Annotated in this window: 9 protein-coding genes and 1 tRNA gene; 6 read left to right on the forward strand and 4 right to left on the reverse strand. The window is 63.1% G+C overall.

From position 1 onward, the window contains the following. Positions 1-77 (forward strand) — tRNA-Asp (locus tag A9762_RS17305). Positions 78-159: 82 nt separating this feature from the next. Then, positions 160-2,085, forward strand: coding sequence for a SurA N-terminal domain-containing protein (locus A9762_RS17310; protein ID WP_069343257.1), 1,926 nt, complete (start codon positions 160-162; stop codon positions 2,083-2,085). A 58-nt stretch (positions 2,086-2,143) separates the two neighbouring features. On the opposite strand, the gene A9762_RS17315 is transcribed toward A9762_RS17310, so the two are convergent. Next, a complete protein-coding gene (locus tag A9762_RS17315) occupies positions 2,144-2,788 on the reverse strand; it encodes an arylesterase (protein WP_069343258.1) in 645 nt (214 codons plus the stop codon). Between the two features lie 52 nt (positions 2,789-2,840). Here A9762_RS17315 and A9762_RS17320 point away from each other — a divergent pair, with 52 nt between their 5' ends. Next, entirely contained in the window at positions 2,841-3,533 is a 693-nt protein-coding gene (locus tag A9762_RS17320; protein ID WP_069343309.1) for an ABC transporter ATP-binding protein, read from the forward strand. Between the two features lie 84 nt (positions 3,534-3,617). On the opposite strand, the gene pgi is transcribed toward A9762_RS17320, so the two are convergent. The 3 genes from pgi to A9762_RS17335 form a co-directional block, all read right to left on the reverse strand. Further along, entirely contained in the window at positions 3,618-5,276 is a 1,659-nt protein-coding gene (pgi, locus tag A9762_RS17325; RefSeq protein ID WP_069343259.1) for a glucose-6-phosphate isomerase, read from the reverse strand. Between the two features lie 85 nt (positions 5,277-5,361). Further along, entirely contained in the window at positions 5,362-7,014 is a 1,653-nt protein-coding gene (locus tag A9762_RS17330; protein WP_083254025.1) for an NAD(P)H-hydrate dehydratase, read from the reverse strand. Positions 7,015-7,240: 226 nt separating this feature from the next. Further along, on the reverse strand, positions 7,241-8,515 hold the full coding sequence (locus tag A9762_RS17335) for a D-amino acid dehydrogenase (protein WP_069343260.1): 1,275 nt from the start codon (positions 8,513-8,515) through the stop codon (positions 7,241-7,243). A 297-nt stretch (positions 8,516-8,812) separates the two neighbouring features. Here A9762_RS17335 and purL point away from each other — a divergent pair, with 297 nt between their 5' ends. The 3 genes from purL to A9762_RS17350 all read left to right on the forward strand — a co-directional run bounded on the left by purL (position 8,813) and on the right by A9762_RS17350 (position 16,541). Further along, a complete protein-coding gene (gene purL, locus A9762_RS17340) occupies positions 8,813-12,844 on the forward strand; it encodes a phosphoribosylformylglycinamidine synthase (protein ID WP_069343261.1) in 4,032 nt (1,343 codons plus the stop codon). A 373-nt stretch (positions 12,845-13,217) separates the two neighbouring features. Continuing rightward, positions 13,218-14,672 carry a hypothetical protein gene (locus tag A9762_RS17345; protein ID WP_206093593.1) on the forward strand — a complete coding sequence of 485 codons (1,455 nt, stop codon included), beginning with the start codon at positions 13,218-13,220 and terminating at the stop codon, positions 14,670-14,672. A 330-nt stretch (positions 14,673-15,002) separates the two neighbouring features. Beyond that, entirely contained in the window at positions 15,003-16,541 is a 1,539-nt protein-coding gene (locus A9762_RS17350) for a hypothetical protein (protein WP_069343262.1), read from the forward strand. Positions 16,542-16,678: the final 137 nt, after the last annotated feature.

Raw genomic sequence — 16,678 nt, forward strand, 5'->3', positions numbered from 1 at the left:
GGAGCGGTAGTTCAGTTGGTTAGAATACCGGCCTGTCACGCCGGGGGTCGCGGGTTCGAGCCCCGTCCGCTCCGCCAAATTGTGAAAAGGCGAACTTCGGTTCGCCTTTTTTGCCATATAGCGTCATAAAACGCATCCAGACGACTCTTCCGATTCCGTATGTTCGACTTCATTCGCCGACATCAACGCTTGGTCCTCATCTTCCTGACGGTGCTGATTGTCCCGTCGTTCGTGGTGTTTGGCGTGCATGGCTGGCAGGAATATGCCTCGGATGCCGGTACGATTGCCAAGGTCGGCGATCAGACCGTGACGCGTCAGGAGTACGACAGCGTGCTGCGCGCACAGACCGAACGCATGCAGCAGATGTTCGGTGGCGCCGTCGATGCGAGCCAGATCAACACGCCGGAAATGCGCAGCGCAGTGCTCGATAACCTGATTCAGCAGAAGCTGCTCACGCAGGAAACGCTGAAGAAGAATCTGTCGGTGCCCGACGCTCAGGTGCGCGATGCGCTGCTGGCCATTCCCGCGATTGCGCAAATGCGTCGCCCGGATGGTTCGATCGATCAAGCCGCCTACGAGCAGCTGCTGTCCGCGCAGAATCTGACGCCGCAGCGTCTCGAAGCGCAGATCCGTTTCGAGCTGGCATCGAACCAGTTGCCGTCGAGCGTGCAGGCGAGCGCCATGTTGCCGAAGACGGTGGTGGATCGTTTCGCGCAACTGCGTTCGCAACAGCGTGACGTTTCGGCGCTCGACTTCCCGCTGTCGGACTACGCAAGCAAGATCGCGCCGACGCAGCAACAGATTCAGGCGTACTACGACGCACATCAGGCCGCTTTCCGCACGCCTGAATCCGCCGAGATTCAGTACGTCGTGCTCGACCCGAAGGCTATGCCGACGTCGGCGCAGGCGGCACCGAGCGACGATGCACTGCGTAAGATGTACAACGACAATCTGAAGCAGTACACGACGCAGGAAGAGCGCCGTGCTTCGCACATCCTGATCGCATCGCCGGCGGATGCCTCGCCCGCCGACCATGCGAAGGCAAAGGCCAAGGCCGAAGCCATCCTCGCGCAGATCAAGAAGAACCCGAACGACTTCGCCAAGCTGGCCAGCGAGAACTCGGAAGACCCGGGCTCGAAGGCCAATGGCGGCGATCTGGGCTTTTTCGCACGCGACGCGATGGTCAAGCCGTTTGCCGATGCCGCTTTCTCGCTCAAGGGCGAAGGCGACATCAGCGATGTCGTGAAAAGCGATTTCGGTTATCACATCATCAAGCTGACGGGCATCAAGCCGTCGCAGACCAAGTCGTTCGATGAAGTGAAGTCGCAACTGGCCGATCAGTATCGTCAGCAGGAAGCTGCCAAGAGCTACGCCAAGCTTGCCGACCAGTTCACGAACTCGGTGTACGAGCAGCCTGACAGCCTGCAACCGGTGGCCGACAAGCTGAACCTCAAGGTGCAGACCGCGAAGGTGACGCGCACGCCGGACGCCGCGCTGGCCCAGAGCCCGCTCGGTAACGAGAAACTGCTCAAGGCCGTATTCGGCGACGAGTCGCTCAAGAATAAGCGCAACACCGAAGCCGTGGATGTCGGTCAGGGTGTGCTGGTATCGGCTCACGTGGTGAACTATCACCCGGCCGCGACGCCGCCGCTCGCACAGATCGAAGCACAGGTGAAGCAGATGGCGACTGCCGATCTGGCGGAGCAGGAAGCGAAGAAGGCCGGCGAAGCCAAGCTCGAAGCGCTCAAGAAGGGCGGTGACGCGACGTTCGGTGCTGTGCAGACCGTCTCGCGCGACAACCCGGGCAAGCTGACGCCTGGTGCATTGACGGCTATCTTCAGTGCCGACACGAGCAAGCTGCCGGCCTATGTGGGCGTCGCGTTGGGCGAAGGTCAGGGCTATGCGGTGTATCGCATCAGCAAGGTATCGCAGCCGGCAGGGCAGGACGCGCAGCGTCTGGCCGCCGAAGCGCAGCAACTGAGCCAGTTGGCGGCGCAAGCCGAGTGGAACGCATGGCTGGGTGACTTGCGCGCGCGTTCGAAGGTCAAGATCGTGAACGACGTGACGAAGTCGTCGGGCAACTGATCGCGGCACACGCCTGTCTGTCGGAATGAAAAAACGGCCAACTGAGTTGGCCGTTTTTTTATGCGCCGGACTTCGGCGATCTGGAATCTGCGGCCTTGGCCGGCGGTTTGCCAGCGGGTTTGAGCAACGGTTTCACCGTCGGCCAGACGTTTTGCAGAATCATGGGATGCGCTTTGGCCAGCGGATGAATCTGATCCTGTTGGAACCAGTCCGGATGTTCGGCAACGCCGGCGAGCAGGAACGGGACATAGCCGGTCTTTTCCTGCTTGGCGACGGTGGAGAACATCGTGAAGAACTGTTCGCTATAGTCGGGGCCGTAGTTCGGCGGGATGCGCATGCCGACGACGATCACCCGGCTGCCGGCCTTGCGCGATGCGGTGATCATTTCACGCAGATTGCTGCGGGTGAGATCGAGCGGAATGCCGCGCAGTGCGTCGTTGCCGCCGAGTTCGATGATCGTGACGGCGGGATGGTAACGATCGAGCAACGGGGCGAGCCGCGCGCGCCCGCCGCTGGTTGTGTCACCACTGATACTGGCATTGACGACGTTATAATCGAAGCCGCCTTGTGTGATCGTCTGCTGCATCAGATTGACCCAGCCGGCGCCTCGCGCAATGCCATATTCCGCCGAAAGGCTGTCGCCCACGACGAGAATCGTCGGCGCGCCAGAACTTGCCGCGTTCGCTGCGGTCCCTGTCAGCATGCACCAGCCAATGACGGCTGAGGCGGCCAATTTCAAGAACTCTCTTCTTGCCATGTCGTTTTCCGAAAACGTTATTGAAGTACGGGGTCTGGGCAAACGGTTGCGCGACGCCACCGGTGAGCTTGTCATTTTGCAGGATATCGACTTTGCCGTCGCGAAAGGCCAGAGTGTGGCGATCGTGGGGGCGTCGGGATCCGGGAAGTCCACATTGCTCGGTCTGATGGCCGGGCTCGACACCGCCACGGATGGCAGCATCACGCTGCTGGGCCAGTCGCTGGGTGAGCTCGACGAGGAAGGACGTGCCGCATTGCGGCGCGGTGCCGTCGGTTTCGTCTTCCAATCTTTCCAGTTGATGCCGCACCTTACCGCGCTCGAAAACGTGATGCTTCCCCTCGAATTGCTGGGTGAGACACGTGAAGTGCGTAATCGTGCCGTCAAATTGCTCGAACAGGTGGGGTTGGGGTCGCGTCTGACGCACTATCCGAAGCAACTCTCCGGCGGTGAGCAGCAGCGCGTGGCGCTTGCGCGGGCATTCGTTACCGAACCTACCGTGCTGTTCGCCGACGAGCCGACGGGCAGCCTCGACACGGCCACAGGCGAGCGGGTCATCGATCTGATGTTCTCGCTCAACGAGGCGAGCGGGGCGACGCTTGTGCTGGTCACGCACGATCTGGCCATTGCGCAGCGCTGCGACGCCACCGTGCAACTCGCGGGTGGTCGGGTGGTCAACGGCGCTGCCGTCTGAGCGCAGGACACCCCAAAAAAGAAAGGAGAAGCCGCACTGGCTTCTCCTTTTTGACGTCTGGGCGATGGATGTCGGCGCCTGCCGTCAGATCTTCTTCTTGAGTGCTTCGCCGGCAATGCGGATCAGCGAGGCCGTCGATGCGTCGTGCGCACCGGGCTTCAGTGAGTCGGGATCGTCCAGTTCGGGTTCGATCGCGCGGCACAACGTCTTGCCCAGTTCCACGCCCCATTGGTCGAACGGATTGATGTTCCAGATAGCGGCCTGAACGAATACCTTGTGTTCGTAGAGCGCAATCAGCGCACCGAGCCGCTCCGGCGTCAACTTGTCGATGACCAGCGTGTTGCTCGGGCGGTTGCCGTCGAAACGACGCTGTGCGGCAAGTGGCCCGCCAGCTTGCTCGGGCGTCGCCATCGAGCCGCCTTGCAGGAACGCCTCGCTTTGCGCGAAGCAATTGGCCAGCAGCTTGCGATGATGATCGAGGTAGGCGGGCTGGTCGTATTGCGGTTCGAGCACGGCAATGAAATCAACCGGTACGAGCGTCGTGCCCTGATGCAGCATCTGGAAGTACGCGTGCTGGCCGTTGGTACCCGGCTCGCCCCAGATGATCGGCGCGGTTTGCCACGAGACGGGCGAACCGTCGACCTGCACCGACTTGCCGTTGCTCTCCATGTCCAGCTGTTGCAGGTACGGCGGGAGCTTTTGCAGCGCGTCGGTGTAAGGGGCGATGGACAGCGTTTGCGCGTCGAAGAAGTTGCGGTACCAGATGCCGAGCAAGCCGAGCAGCACCGGCATATTGGCTTCGAGCGGCGCGTGACGGAAGTGTTCGTCCATCGCATGCGCGCCGCTGAGCAGGGCATCGAAATGCGCCGCACCCAGATAAAGCATCACGATCAGGCCGACCGACGACCACAGGGAATAACGACCCCCGACCCATTCGCCGAACTGGAACACGTTCTCGCGAAGAATGCCGAACTTCATGGCTTCGTCGACGTTGGTCGACACAGCGACAAAGTGCTTGTTGAGTTCGCCTTCAGGAATGCCGTTCTCGATGAGCCATGCGCGAATGGTGCGCGCGTTGGTCATGGTCTCGAGCGTGGTGAATGTCTTCGAGCAGACGACTACCAGTGTCGATTCCGGGTCGAGCGTCGGCAACGTGCGAGCCAGTTCCGTCGGATCGATATTGGCGATGAAGTGTGCCGAGAGATCTGCGCGGCCATAGACTGCGAGGGCGTCGCACACCATGCGCGGCCCCAGATCCGAGCCGCCGATTCCCACGTTGATCAGATGCTTGATGCGTTTGCCCGTTGCGCCGACCCAGCGCCCGTCGCGAACCCGTTCGCTGAAGTCGCGCATGCGCGAGAGCGTTTCGCGCACGCCCTGGCTGACGTCGCCTGACGTGTCATGAAACGAGACGTCTTTCGGTGCGCGTAGCGCAATGTGCAACGCTGCGCGATCTTCGGTCACGTTGACGTGCTGGCCGTCCCACATGGCATCGCGCTTGGCCGGGAGATGGCATTCGCGTGCGAGATGCGTGAGCAACGTGCGCGTTTTCTCGGTAATGCGGTTCTTCGAATAGTCGAGGTAGAGACCCGCAGCGTGCAGCGAGAAAGTTTCGACGCGTGTCTCGGCCCCTGAGCCGGAAAACCAGTCGCGCATCTGTTGTGCAGCGATCTCGTCGCGGTGCTCGAGGAGGGTGAGCCAGGCAGGAAGTTGGTCCAGACGAACGGATGTCTTGTACGGCATGTGCGGTAGGGCCATTTCGATAAGGCGAAGTATAACGGGTGTCGCTGCGAAATTACGCTGAAATGCGATGGCGGGCCGCTGTGGCCTATGGTGTCGGTGCTCGCAATTCTCGCAATTCGGCGCGAATGGCGGGCAGGAGTTCGGACGCGGTCAATCCCGCGGGTCCGATGCCGTCCTCCACGCAGCGCTGCGCGGCTTTGCCATGCAGCCATACCGCCGCCAGGGCCGCCTGTGGCGCCGGCATCCCTTGTGCGAGCAACGCGCCGATCGCGCCGGTCAGCACGTCACCGGTGCCGGCGGTGGCGAGACCGGCATTTCCCGTCGTATTGATCCAGGCATGTGCACCGTCGTCGACGATGCTGCCGGAGCCCTTGAGCACGACCGTCGCGCCGAAATGCTGCGCCAGCGCGCGTGCCGATGCCAGACGATCCGACTGAATACGAGCGACATCGCAACCTGCCAGCCGTGCGGCTTCCAGCGGGTGCGGCGTGAGGACCGTCGGCCCGGCGCGGCGGCGCACACGTTCGGCAAGTGACGGCTCTGCCGCGAGCAGATTGAGCGCATCCGCATCGATGACCAGTGGCGTATGGTCGAGCGCGAGGGCACGTGACAGGCACGCTGCGGACGCGGCCGATGTGCCGAGCCCGGGCCCGATGCAGACCGCCTGCATCGTCGTGAGATCGAGGTCTTCGGCGAGACGCAGCATCAGTTCGGGATGTACGGGGTCCCACGTCGGTGCGTCGTGCGCGACGAAGCCGACATAGACGCGCCCCGCGCCCGTCATCAAACCGGTGCGTGCCGAGAGCATCGGCGCGCCGACCATGCCGTGCTGTCCGCCGAGTATGGCGAGCGATCCGTAGCTGCCTTTGTGAGAGGCGTGATGGCGCTGCGGCAGATCGGCGACGAACGCGCTGGGGGCGCTGGTCGAGAGGGCGCCTTCATCATGACTCGCCAGCGCCGCTTCGGCGCCCAGCTTCGCCACGAGGACGTCGCCAGCCGCGTCGCGGCCGATGCCCGTCAACAGTCCCGGGCAGGCACCCAGCATGGCGATCGTCACATCCGCGTGAATGACAGGGCCGTCGGCGACGCCGGTAGCCGCCATCAGCCCGCTGGGGATGTCGATCGCGAGCACTGGCGTGCCTTGTTCATGGGCGTACGCGATATTTCGGACGAGCGCTGCGGCGGGGCCTTCCAGCGCGCGAGAGAGTCCGATGCCGAAAAGACCGTCGACGATCCATGCGTAGGCGCTGGGTTCGGGCCACGTCGACGGCGCGGGGCGCACCGGTACGCCGGCGGCAAGCGCTTCGGCGAGCGCCCAGCGCGCATCGTCGGCGGTGGGCGGCGCCAGTTGCCAGACGTCCACCAGTACCCCCCATCGATGGAGTTCATGCGCGGCGACGTAGGCATCGCCGCCGTTGTTACCGGGGCCGGCGAGCAAGAGCACGGGTTGCCGGCCGGCACTTGCGAGGGCGGGCAGGCGGCTGTAAAGCCAACGCGCGACTGCGGCACCGGCGCGGGCCATCAGGGTGTGGGGTGGGAGCGTTGCGGCGGCGACGCGTTCGACATCGCGCAGTGCGCCGGGCAGGAACAGGCTCAGCGAGGCTGTCGGGTGAATGGCCTCGGATACGCTATCGGGGCGCGAGGGGGATGCATGCGGGCGGGCAAGCGGACTGGCGTTAGCAGGGGAGGCATCGGTCGTGACGGCGGTTGCGTCATCGACACGCAAAGAATCGGACATGACAGTCAAGGCTCCCGGAAACGAAGGCGGCGAGCGCAAGGTATGGTGTCACGCCCCGGGGGAGAGCACGCGGCGGGCGCCACACGATGCGAACCGATCTGGAGATTATGCCGCCAATCCTACGTTCCGCCTGCCGGTGTGAATCCCGATACGGTGTCGGTGATGTCCGACACGGCGTTGTCGCGTGCCGTTCCGCCCCTGGCGCCAGGGGCGGTCTTGCGATCCTTTAGCGGTCGTAGCGCGCGAGGGTCAGCCCGCTGAGATCGATCTCCGGCGCCTGTCCGGAGATGACGTCGGCGAGTACGCGTCCCGAGCCGCAGGCCATCGCCCAGCCGGTCGAGCCGTGGCCGACATTGAGGAAGATGCCGGGCAGGTGCGTGGCGCCGAGCAGCGGCGGACCATCGGGCAGCATCGGACGCGCCCCGACCCATGCCCGTGCTTCGCGGTACTTGCCGGCGCCGGGGAACCAGTCCGTCGCCACCTTGTAGAGCGTGGCGATCGCGCGCTCGCGCAGCACAAGCTGCGTATCACCCAATTCGGCCGTGCCGGCAATGCGCAGGCGATTGCCTTGCGGGGTGATCGCGGTCTTGTACGACTCGTCCATGACGGCGATGCGCGGGCTGAACAGTTCGGTCTTCACCGGCACCGTGATCGAGTAGCCCTTGATCGGCCACAGCGGCAGATCGATGCCCAGCGGTCGCAGTAGCGACGTGCTGGCGACGCCCGCAGCGATCACCACGGCGTCGGCTTCGAGCGATGCCTTCTGACCGGTCTGCGCAGTGCTCGCCGTCTCGACGGTCACGCCGGCGCGGCCGACGTTCGGACGAACGGACAGTACCGTCGTTTCCGTGGCAAGCGTCACGCCCATGTCGCGGGCGATCTGTGCGAGGCGCTTGGTGAAAAGCGGGCAGTTGCCGGTCTCGTCGCGCGGCAGATGCAGACCGCCTGCGAGCGGGGCATCGGTCGAGAGCGCGGGTTCGAGCTTGCGGCACTCGTCTGCGCTCAGCAGGCGATGCGGCACCTCGTTCTCGGTGAGCATGGCGCGCGCCGGCTCGTTCATCTTGATTTCGCGTTCGGTACGGAACAGTTGCAGGTAACCCTGCGTGTGTTCGTATTCGAAAACGTGACTTTCGCGCAGTTCGTGCAGGCAACGCTGGCTATAGAACGCCAGACGCTGCATGCGCTCGCGATTGGCGCGATAGCGATCGAGCTTGCATTCCCGCAGCCAGCGTGCCGCCCAGCGCCACGTGCCGGCGGACAGGCCGGGCCGGAAGATGAGCGGGCTGGCCGAGCTGAACATGTAGCCCAGCAGTTTGCGCGGCATGCCGGGCGCTGCCCAGGGCGTGACGTAGCCCGGCGCGATGACGCCTGCATTGCCGAAACTGCTCTCTTGCGCAACCGTGCTATTGCGCTCGATGAGCGTGACCGTGTGCCCCGCGGCGGCCAGATAGTAGGCGGTACACGTGCCAATGACCCCGCCGCCGATAACGATGACCTTCATTCCCAACCGTCTGGTGTGTGGCGAACGCCCGTTCGTTCGCTTGTTAGTGTCGTTCTATGACGTGCTGCGAGCCCGGAAACCGCCGGAAATCGACCGTAATCGACCCATGGCGGCCAAAATCGGGTGCATCGCGGCCCGTTTGGATACGGGGCGCATAGGTTACCAGAGAGACGCCCTCACAGGGCGGGACGCCACCAAGAATGACCGTCTCACACTCGGGTATAACCCGGGGTAAGCAGGGTATAATCCCGGTTTGTCGTTCCCCCGCGTTCTGAACGCCTCGCCTTCCGTCCTTCCATGACTCACATTGCCTGCTTCGCCGGCGCCTTGGCGCTCTCCGAATTCCGCCAGCAACGTCTTCTGCAGACCCTGCAAGCCATCGACAGTTCGATCGTGCGCATCGACGCCCGCTACGTGCACCTCGTAGCCAGTGCCGAACCGCTCTCGAATGACGACGTGGCGCGCGTGGCCGGTCTGCTCACTTACGGTGAGCCGGTACGCGAGGAGCCGGTCGGCGATCAACTGTTGGTGATCCCGCGTCTGGGCACGATTTCGCCGTGGGCGAGCAAGGCCACCGATATCGCCCGCAACTGCGGTATCGACCACGTACGTCGCATCGAGCGCGCCGTCGAATACACGATCGGCGTGAAGTCGGGCCTGCTGGGCGGCAAGAAGTCGCTCGCGCCCGAGGTGCTGGTGCAGGTCGCCGCCGTGCTGCACGATCGCATGACCGAAGCGGTTGTCGCCACGCGCAAGGACGCCGAAGCGCTCTTCGTCGAACTGCCGGCCAAGCCGCTGCAGACGATCGACGTGATCGGCGCAGGCCGTAGCGCGCTCGAAGCCGCGAACCGGGATCTGGGGCTGGCGCTGGCCGAAGACGAGATCGATTATCTGGTCGATGCCTTCACGTCGCTCAAGCGCAACCCGACCGACGTCGAACTGATGATGTTCGCGCAGGCCAACAGCGAACATTGCCGTCACAAGATTTTCAATGCGAACTGGACCATCGATGGCCAGGTGCAGGACAAGTCGCTGTTCCAGATGATCAAGAACACGCACCAACTGCACCCGCAGGGCACGGTGGTGGCGTATTCGGACAACGCTTCGGTGATGGAAGGCGCCGAAGTCGAGCGCTGGTATCCGCGTGGCGCCGACGGCAAGTACGGCCGCAGCGTCGAACTCACGCACACACTGATGAAGGTGGAGACGCACAACCACCCGACCGCCATTTCGCCGTTCCCCGGCGCCTCGACGGGCGCGGGCGGCGAGATTCGCGACGAAGGCGCGACGGGCCGTGGATCCACGCCGAAGTCGGGCCTGACGGGCTTCACCGTCTCGAATCTGGCGCTGCCGGACGCGCGCGAATCGTGGGAAACCGATCGTGACGTGGCGGTGCCGCCGTCGCTGCGCAAGCCGGACGACACCGGTCGCGACTACGGTCGCCCGGACCGTATCGCGTCGCCGCTTCAGATCATGATCGACGGCCCGCTCGGCGGCGCTGCGTTCAACAACGAATTCGGCCGTCCGAACCTCGGCGGTTACTTCCGCGCCTACGAACAGAACGTGGGCGGTCGTGTGCGCGGCTATCACAAGCCGATCATGATCGCGGGCGGCATGGGCAACATCGCCGCGCAGCACACGCACAAGCACGACCTGCCGGCCGGTACGCTGCTCATCCAGATCGGCGGCCCGGGCATGCGCATCGGGATGGGTGGCGGCGCTGCCAGCTCGATGGCGACGGGTACCAACACGGCTGAACTCGACTTTGATTCGGTGCAGCGTGGCAACCCGGAAATCGAGCGTCGCGCGCAGGAAGTCATCAACTGGTGCTGGCGTCAGGGCGAAGCCAACCCGATCCTGTCGATTCACGACGTGGGCGCGGGCGGGATTTCGAACGCGTTCCCCGAACTGGTCGACGGTGCAGGCAAGGGCGCGCGTTTCGATCTGCGTCAGGTGCAGCTCGAAGAGTCGGGCATGTCGCCGGCCGAAATCTGGAGTAACGAAGCGCAGGAGCGCTACGTACTCGCCATTGCGCCGGACAGCTTCCCGGCGTTCCAGGAAATTTGCCAGCGCGAGCGTTGCCCGGTGGCGGTCGTGGGTATCGCCACGGACGAGCGTCAGCTGAAACTCGTCGATCCGATGCATCCGGAGTCACCGGACCCGGTCGACATGCCGATGGACGTGCTGCTCGGCAAACCGCCGCGCATGCACCGCGACGTCAAGCGCACGAAGCAGGAACTGCCGCCGGTCGACGTGACCGGTCTGTCGCTCGACGATGTGGCGCGTGCCGTGTTGCGTCACCCGACGGTAGCCAGCAAGTCGTTCCTGATTACCATCGGAGACCGTACGGTGGGCGGACTGACCGCACGCGATCAGATGGTCGGTCCGTGGCAGGTGCCGGTGGCCGATTGCGCCATCTCGCTGATGGACTACGCCGGCTATCGCGGCGAAGCCATGACGATGGGTGAGCGCACGCCGCTGGCCGTCATCGATGCCCCGGCATCGGGACGCATGGCGGTTGGCGAAGCCATCACCAACATTGCGGCGGCGCCGATTGCGTCGCTCGATCAGATCAAGCTGTCGGCCAACTGGATGGCGGCCTGCGGCACGGAGGGCGAAGACGCCGCACTGTTCGACACCGTGAAGGCCGTCGGCATGGAGCTTTGCCCGGCGCTGGGCCTGTCGATTCCGGTGGGCAAGGATTCGCTGTCGATGCGCACCAAGTGGGATGACGCGGGGCGTGCGAAGGATGTGGTCGCCCCGGTCTCGCTGATCGTCTCGGCGTTCGCCCCGGTGGAAGACGTTCGCGGTCATCTCACGCCGCAACTGCGTTCGGTCGCAGACGTTGGCGAGACGGTGCTGATCGCCATCGATCTGGGGCACAGCAAGAATCGTCTGGGCGGCAGTATCCTTGCGCAGGTCACGCAGCAGATCGGCGACGTCACGCCGGATCTGGACGATCCGGCCGACCTCCAGCGCTTCTTCGACGTGATTCAGAAGCTCAACCGCGACGGCAAGCTGCTTGCCTATCACGATCGTTCGGACGGTGGTCTGTTCGCGACGGTGGCGGAAATGGCGTTTGCCGGTCACGTCGGTGTTTCGCTCAACGTCGACATGCTGACGCTCGACGAAGGCTTCGAGTCCGATTACGGCGACGCCAAGGATTGGGCGAAGCAGACGGTGGGTCGTCGTGAAGACAAGACGTTGCGTGCGCTTTTCTCGGAAGAGTTGGGTGGCGTGATTCAGGTGCGCGCCGCAGAGCGCGACGCCGTGCTGCAGACGTTGCGCGAAGCGGGTCTGTCGTCGGTCACGAACGTGATTGGCAAGCCGAATACGAACGACGTCATCGAAATTTATCGCGACGCCAAGAAGATCTTCGGTGCGTCGCGCGCCGAACTGCAACGCGTTTGGACGGAAGTGAGCTGGCGTATCGCGCGTCTGCGCGACAATCCGGCAGCGGCCGATGCCGAGTACGAAGCACTGAACGACACCAGCGATCCGGGCCTCTCGCCGAAGCTGACGTTCGACCCGAGCGAAGATGTGGCGGCGCCGTTCATTTCGACGGGCGCGCGTCCGAAGGTCGCGATCCTGCGCGAGCAGGGCGTGAACTCGCATCTGGAAATGGCTTACGTGCTGGACAAGGCAGGTTTCGAAGCCTACGACGTCCACATGAGCGATTTGCTTGCGGGCCGTCACTCGCTGGAGGCGTTCAAGGGCTTCATCGCGTGCGGTGGCTTCTCGTACGGCGACACGCTGGGCGCCGGTGAGGGCTGGGCGAAGACGATTCTGTTCAACCCGTCGCTGGCCGAGCAGTTCGCGGGCTTCTTCAACCGCGCCGACACGTTTGCGCTGGGTGTCTGTAACGGTTGCCAGATGATGAGCAACCTGTCGAACCTGATCCCGGGCGCAGCGGCATGGCCGAAGTTCACGTACAACCAGTCGAAGTACGAAGCGCGTCTCACGCAAGTCGAAGTGCTCGATTCGCCGTCGCTGTTCTTCAAGGACATGGCTGGCTCGCAGTTGCCGATCGTCATTGCGCACGGTGAAGGCTTCGCTAACTTTGGTCAGCAGGGCAACATCGATCAGGCGATCGCTGCAATGCGTTTCGTCGACCATCGCGGTCAGCCGACCGAGCAGTATCCGTTCAACCCGAACGGTTCGCCGCGCGGCCTGACGGCGGTCACGACCGGCGACGGCCGTTTCACCGTGATGATGCCGCACCCGGAGCGCGTGTTCCGCACCGTGCAGATGAGCTGGGCGCCGGAGCAGTGGGGCGAAGATAGCCCGTGGATGCGCATGTTCCGCAACGCCCGTCGTTGGGTGGCCTGATCGCGTGAGTCGACGATGACTTCGCAGCGGATCGCGAAGTCGTCTCGCAAGCATTGCCAGAAAACCGCTTGCCCCGTCAGGGGGTAAGCGGTTTTTTCATTTTGAGGATGTCTTGACCTGTCAGGGTTGACAGTTGTCCGTCGCAAGTACGGCGTGGCCCAATGAGTTCCGGCTGCTCTCGTGCGAGGCATCGAGATGACGATCTGGACTTCTCAGTGTGGCGCGTACCCATGCGTTGTTGCGTGGTGGAGGACATTCAGCAGGGATCGTCGCTGCGTTGGCGTTGCTCAGCGGGTCAGCTCAGGCGAATTCGGGGGCAGACATTGCGCATCTGATCAATCAGCGCTATGCGTCGCGCGTCGAAAAATGCGCTGTGGACCGGGCCATCTGGATGTGCAGCGGATTGATCGTGCGCCCGTTATCCGGTGGTGCTTCGCAGAATTTCACCGAGTTGACGGTGGACGAGGTGCAAAACCAATCGGTGAATCTCGCGTTCGTGCGTGGCGACCTGAGGACGTCGTCGCTGGGGGCAACGGCGGGCTTCATTCTGGCCGACGGCTTCACGGCGGCGGGTTGGGGCAAGCCTTACGACGTGCGATGCACGTATCCGTTTGCGGTCAGTCCGCCGGGCACGTCGGGCTCGCACGGTTGCGATTTACTCGGCAGTGCGCCGCCCGTGTCCCCGGACTGGAGCTCTTGCGCAGCCAATAACGTGACTGACGCGACCGCGTGGGTCGCCCATTTTCGCGGGAACGGGCAGGACATACTTCGACAATGCTCGCTAAGCGCCCACGATGCGCCGCAGTTTTACGCGGCCATGCAGGCACACGAGCAAGTGACGGATGCGCTGGCGCAGACCCCCTTGTCGCTCCTGAGCACAGCGTGGGACCCCTCGGCCCCGAAGACCATTCCTATTCAGGCGTTTTACTACGACGCGAGCACACCGGGCCAGTTGCTACAGGCGCAGCGCTATCAAATGCAGTACGTCACCGCGACCGGCCAGTGGATGCCGATTCTTCGCGTGATGTTCGTACCGGGGCGGGGCGCGACCTTCGGCTTCGACGAGACCGATCAAATGGAGGAGGGATTCCGGGTCGCTGAGCGCTTGACGAATCGATATCTCGACACGTCGCCGAGTTGCAATGGCGGGACAAAGGCGGCGTTTTACTGCGATGGCGTGCTGATTCGAATGGTCGCGGTGAAGGACATGCCGGTGTGGAATCCACGTGCGGATTACCTCGTTCGCGATGGTGTGTCGTTCAGCTATCTGCGCGCGGACGCGAAGGTGACCGCTGTCGCCGGGTGGACCGGTGGAACGGGGTTCATCATGAAAGAGTTCAACGCGCCGGCGGGGCAGCCGTTGATCTTGAAATGCTCATTTCCTACCGATGCCGGCACTGGGTTGCGGTCGGAGAGTTGCTTTACGTCTGCCGCAGATAAACGGTTTTGCGATGAGCTGGGCGTGACGTCATATGCCATCTGGCATTCCCGTTACGCGAATTCAAGTATTGGGAGTCACTGCCCGTTTCGCCCCGATCCTGTGCCGTTTCAGCTAAGTATCACCATTCGCCGTGATTTTCCGAGTGACGTGATCATGGGCTACCGGCACAACGAAATCACCATGAAGCCCTGGCCGCCCGACATTCCGGCCAAGTTGCCACTCGAAGCCTTCGTCGCCGTTGGCAACGTCTTTGCCGACGCCCGAATCATTCAGCAGGGGTACTTCGACGCCACGGGTCGGTTCCTGCCGATCATCCGCGTCAATGTCACCGCGGCGCCCACGCAGGTATTCATCTATGAACCAGGCGATCAGATCGGCGCGAATTGACGCTGCCCGTGCCGTCGGGGCAAACGGTCACGTCGCTGTCGGCGCAGGCGCTGGCGTTGAACTCGGCACGCGTCGCGTACCTGCGACGGGACATCGGAACCTCGTCGCTAGCGCTATTCTCGCGGACGGCCTCACTGCCGTGGGCGGGAACAAGCCCATCGTGCCCCGATGTGCTTATCCCTTTGCCCCGACGCTTGCCAGTGATATGCGCGCACAGGGTTGCGATCTGCTTTGTGGTTGACGCGTTCACGAGCGCCTGGATAGGCGCGTAGATGCTGTTTGTAACTGGTGCCGGGCATTGGGGCAACGAGAAATATGCGGAGGTTTTCCATGAGACTGCGCGCTATTGGTCATTGGCTTGTGATCGTACTCGGTGTCGTGCTGACCGCCTGTTCGATTCCGTCACCCTCGCCGTTGTCCTCGTTGCCGATGTCGCAGACACCTGTTGTGACCAATGCGGCATCGGAACTTACCGGCTGGTACAACCGCGTCGATCGAGATTGTGGTTCGGCAAATCGGGCGGCGTTTCTGTGCAGCGGCGTCTTGCTTCGCGGCACCGAAACGAATCCGGCGTTTCTCCCGTGGGACCCCAGTCCCAATGCGGTCCAAAAAGGTGGAATCGCGTTCTTCTGGCTTCGCACGGACAACAACTATTCGATGCTGCCGGAGCATCCCAACGGCTTCGTCTTTTACCCGAACTTCTACATCCCGCCGGGCACGCTCGATATCGAGGTGCTATGCGCTTTTCCGGAAGATGGCGACACATGGGATCGCCCCACGATGCAAGGCTGTGGCCCACATATCAATGGACCGCAAACCAGTCGTCCCTGCGATGAACTGGGAATCACCACCGCGCAGCAATGGATCGCGCATCTGAATCAGGGCGCCGGCCGTCACGACAATCAGTGTGGCTGGACGTTGCGCCTGGGAGCATCAAACACGGCGGATCGCTTCTACCAGAACATTCTTGCGCGCAATTTGCTCACGCCTGCTCGTTGGGCGGTATGGAACGAGCTAGTCCTGAAAACCTGGGCGACCGGTCAGGGGCGTGTACTGCCGATTCATTCGTTTTATTACCAGAACGGCAACGCCAATGCCCTGGCAAATGCGCGCTCGGACCAGACCCGGTATTACCAGGCTTACCAACGGATCGTGCCGATCGTTCGTCTGACGTTGCCCACCAATAGCGCCGGCAAGGCGACGTTCGGCTACAGCGATTCGGATCAGGCGATCTCGCCAGACGGCCTGATATCGGGGCTCACCCCGAGTGTGCGGGAAGCTTCGGAGAACAATGGCAGCCGCTTGCTGATCTCGGACTTTTACGAGCGGGATTTCGTAACGATCGTCACGCCCGCCTATCCGGGAATGGCGGCCGGACAGACGGTCGGTGCCCGATGGAAGGGGCCGTCGGTCACCTTCGATACACCCATCAAGACCGTGACGACGCCGGGGACGATGACGTTCGAAGTACCGCGCGTCGAGGTGATCGATGCCATAGGAAGTACGGTACCCGTCACCTTCAGCGTCAAGCGCGGCAACGCGCCCATTGAACAATCCGCGCCGTTGAATCTGGAGGTCGAGCGGCAGTCGCTGACCCTCCCAGCGCCGACGTTCAATGGCGCAAGCAGAGAACTTTCGGTGTCGTTTGCAGGGGGGCAAAACGGCCAACTCGTACGCGTGCGCTGGAGCGGTGTTGTTGTGCGCGACACCACGCCGCAAAACGTTGTTCCCGGTCAGACCAATCGGTTCGCGATACCGGAGAACTGGGTTACCGAAAACGCGGGGAAAACCGTCAACGTGAATTATTCGATCGGGACGCAAGCGGGCGACCGCTACCAGTTTTCGAAGATTCTGCGGTTGTCGTTTTGATTTGAGCGCTAGCGGGCGCGGGGAGGTGACAAATGCAAAGAAAACTCAGATCCTTTGGCCTCAGCGGTGTACTAATGCTGGCGTTCATGCTCGGTGCATGCACTACGCCCGGACAACCACCGCTGCTCCCCGAGCAG

Origin of the sequence: Pandoraea sp. ISTKB (assembly GCF_001721285.1) — a bacterium.
Taxonomy (GTDB): Bacteria; Pseudomonadota; Gammaproteobacteria; order Burkholderiales; family Burkholderiaceae; genus Pandoraea; species Pandoraea capi.

Coding starts and splice junctions, on each gene's coding strand:
- A9762_RS17310 (WP_069343257.1), top strand. CDS start 160: ATGTTCGACTTCATTCGCCGACATCAACGCTTGGTCCTCATCTTCCTG.
- A9762_RS17315 (WP_069343258.1), bottom strand. CDS start 2,788: ATGCTGACAGGGACCGCAGCGAACGCGGCAAGTTCTGGCGCGCCGACG.
- A9762_RS17335 (WP_069343260.1), bottom strand. CDS start 8,515: ATGAAGGTCATCGTTATCGGCGGCGGGGTCATTGGCACGTGTACCGCC.
- A9762_RS17350 (WP_069343262.1), top strand. CDS start 15,003: ATGAGACTGCGCGCTATTGGTCATTGGCTTGTGATCGTACTCGGTGTC.
- purL (WP_069343261.1), top strand. CDS start 8,813: ATGACTCACATTGCCTGCTTCGCCGGCGCCTTGGCGCTCTCCGAATTC.
- A9762_RS17320 (WP_069343309.1), top strand. CDS start 2,841: ATGTCGTTTTCCGAAAACGTTATTGAAGTACGGGGTCTGGGCAAACGG.
- A9762_RS17330 (WP_083254025.1), bottom strand. CDS start 7,014: ATGTCCGATTCTTTGCGTGTCGATGACGCAACCGCCGTCACGACCGAT.
- pgi (WP_069343259.1), bottom strand. CDS start 5,276: ATGCCGTACAAGACATCCGTTCGTCTGGACCAACTTCCTGCCTGGCTC.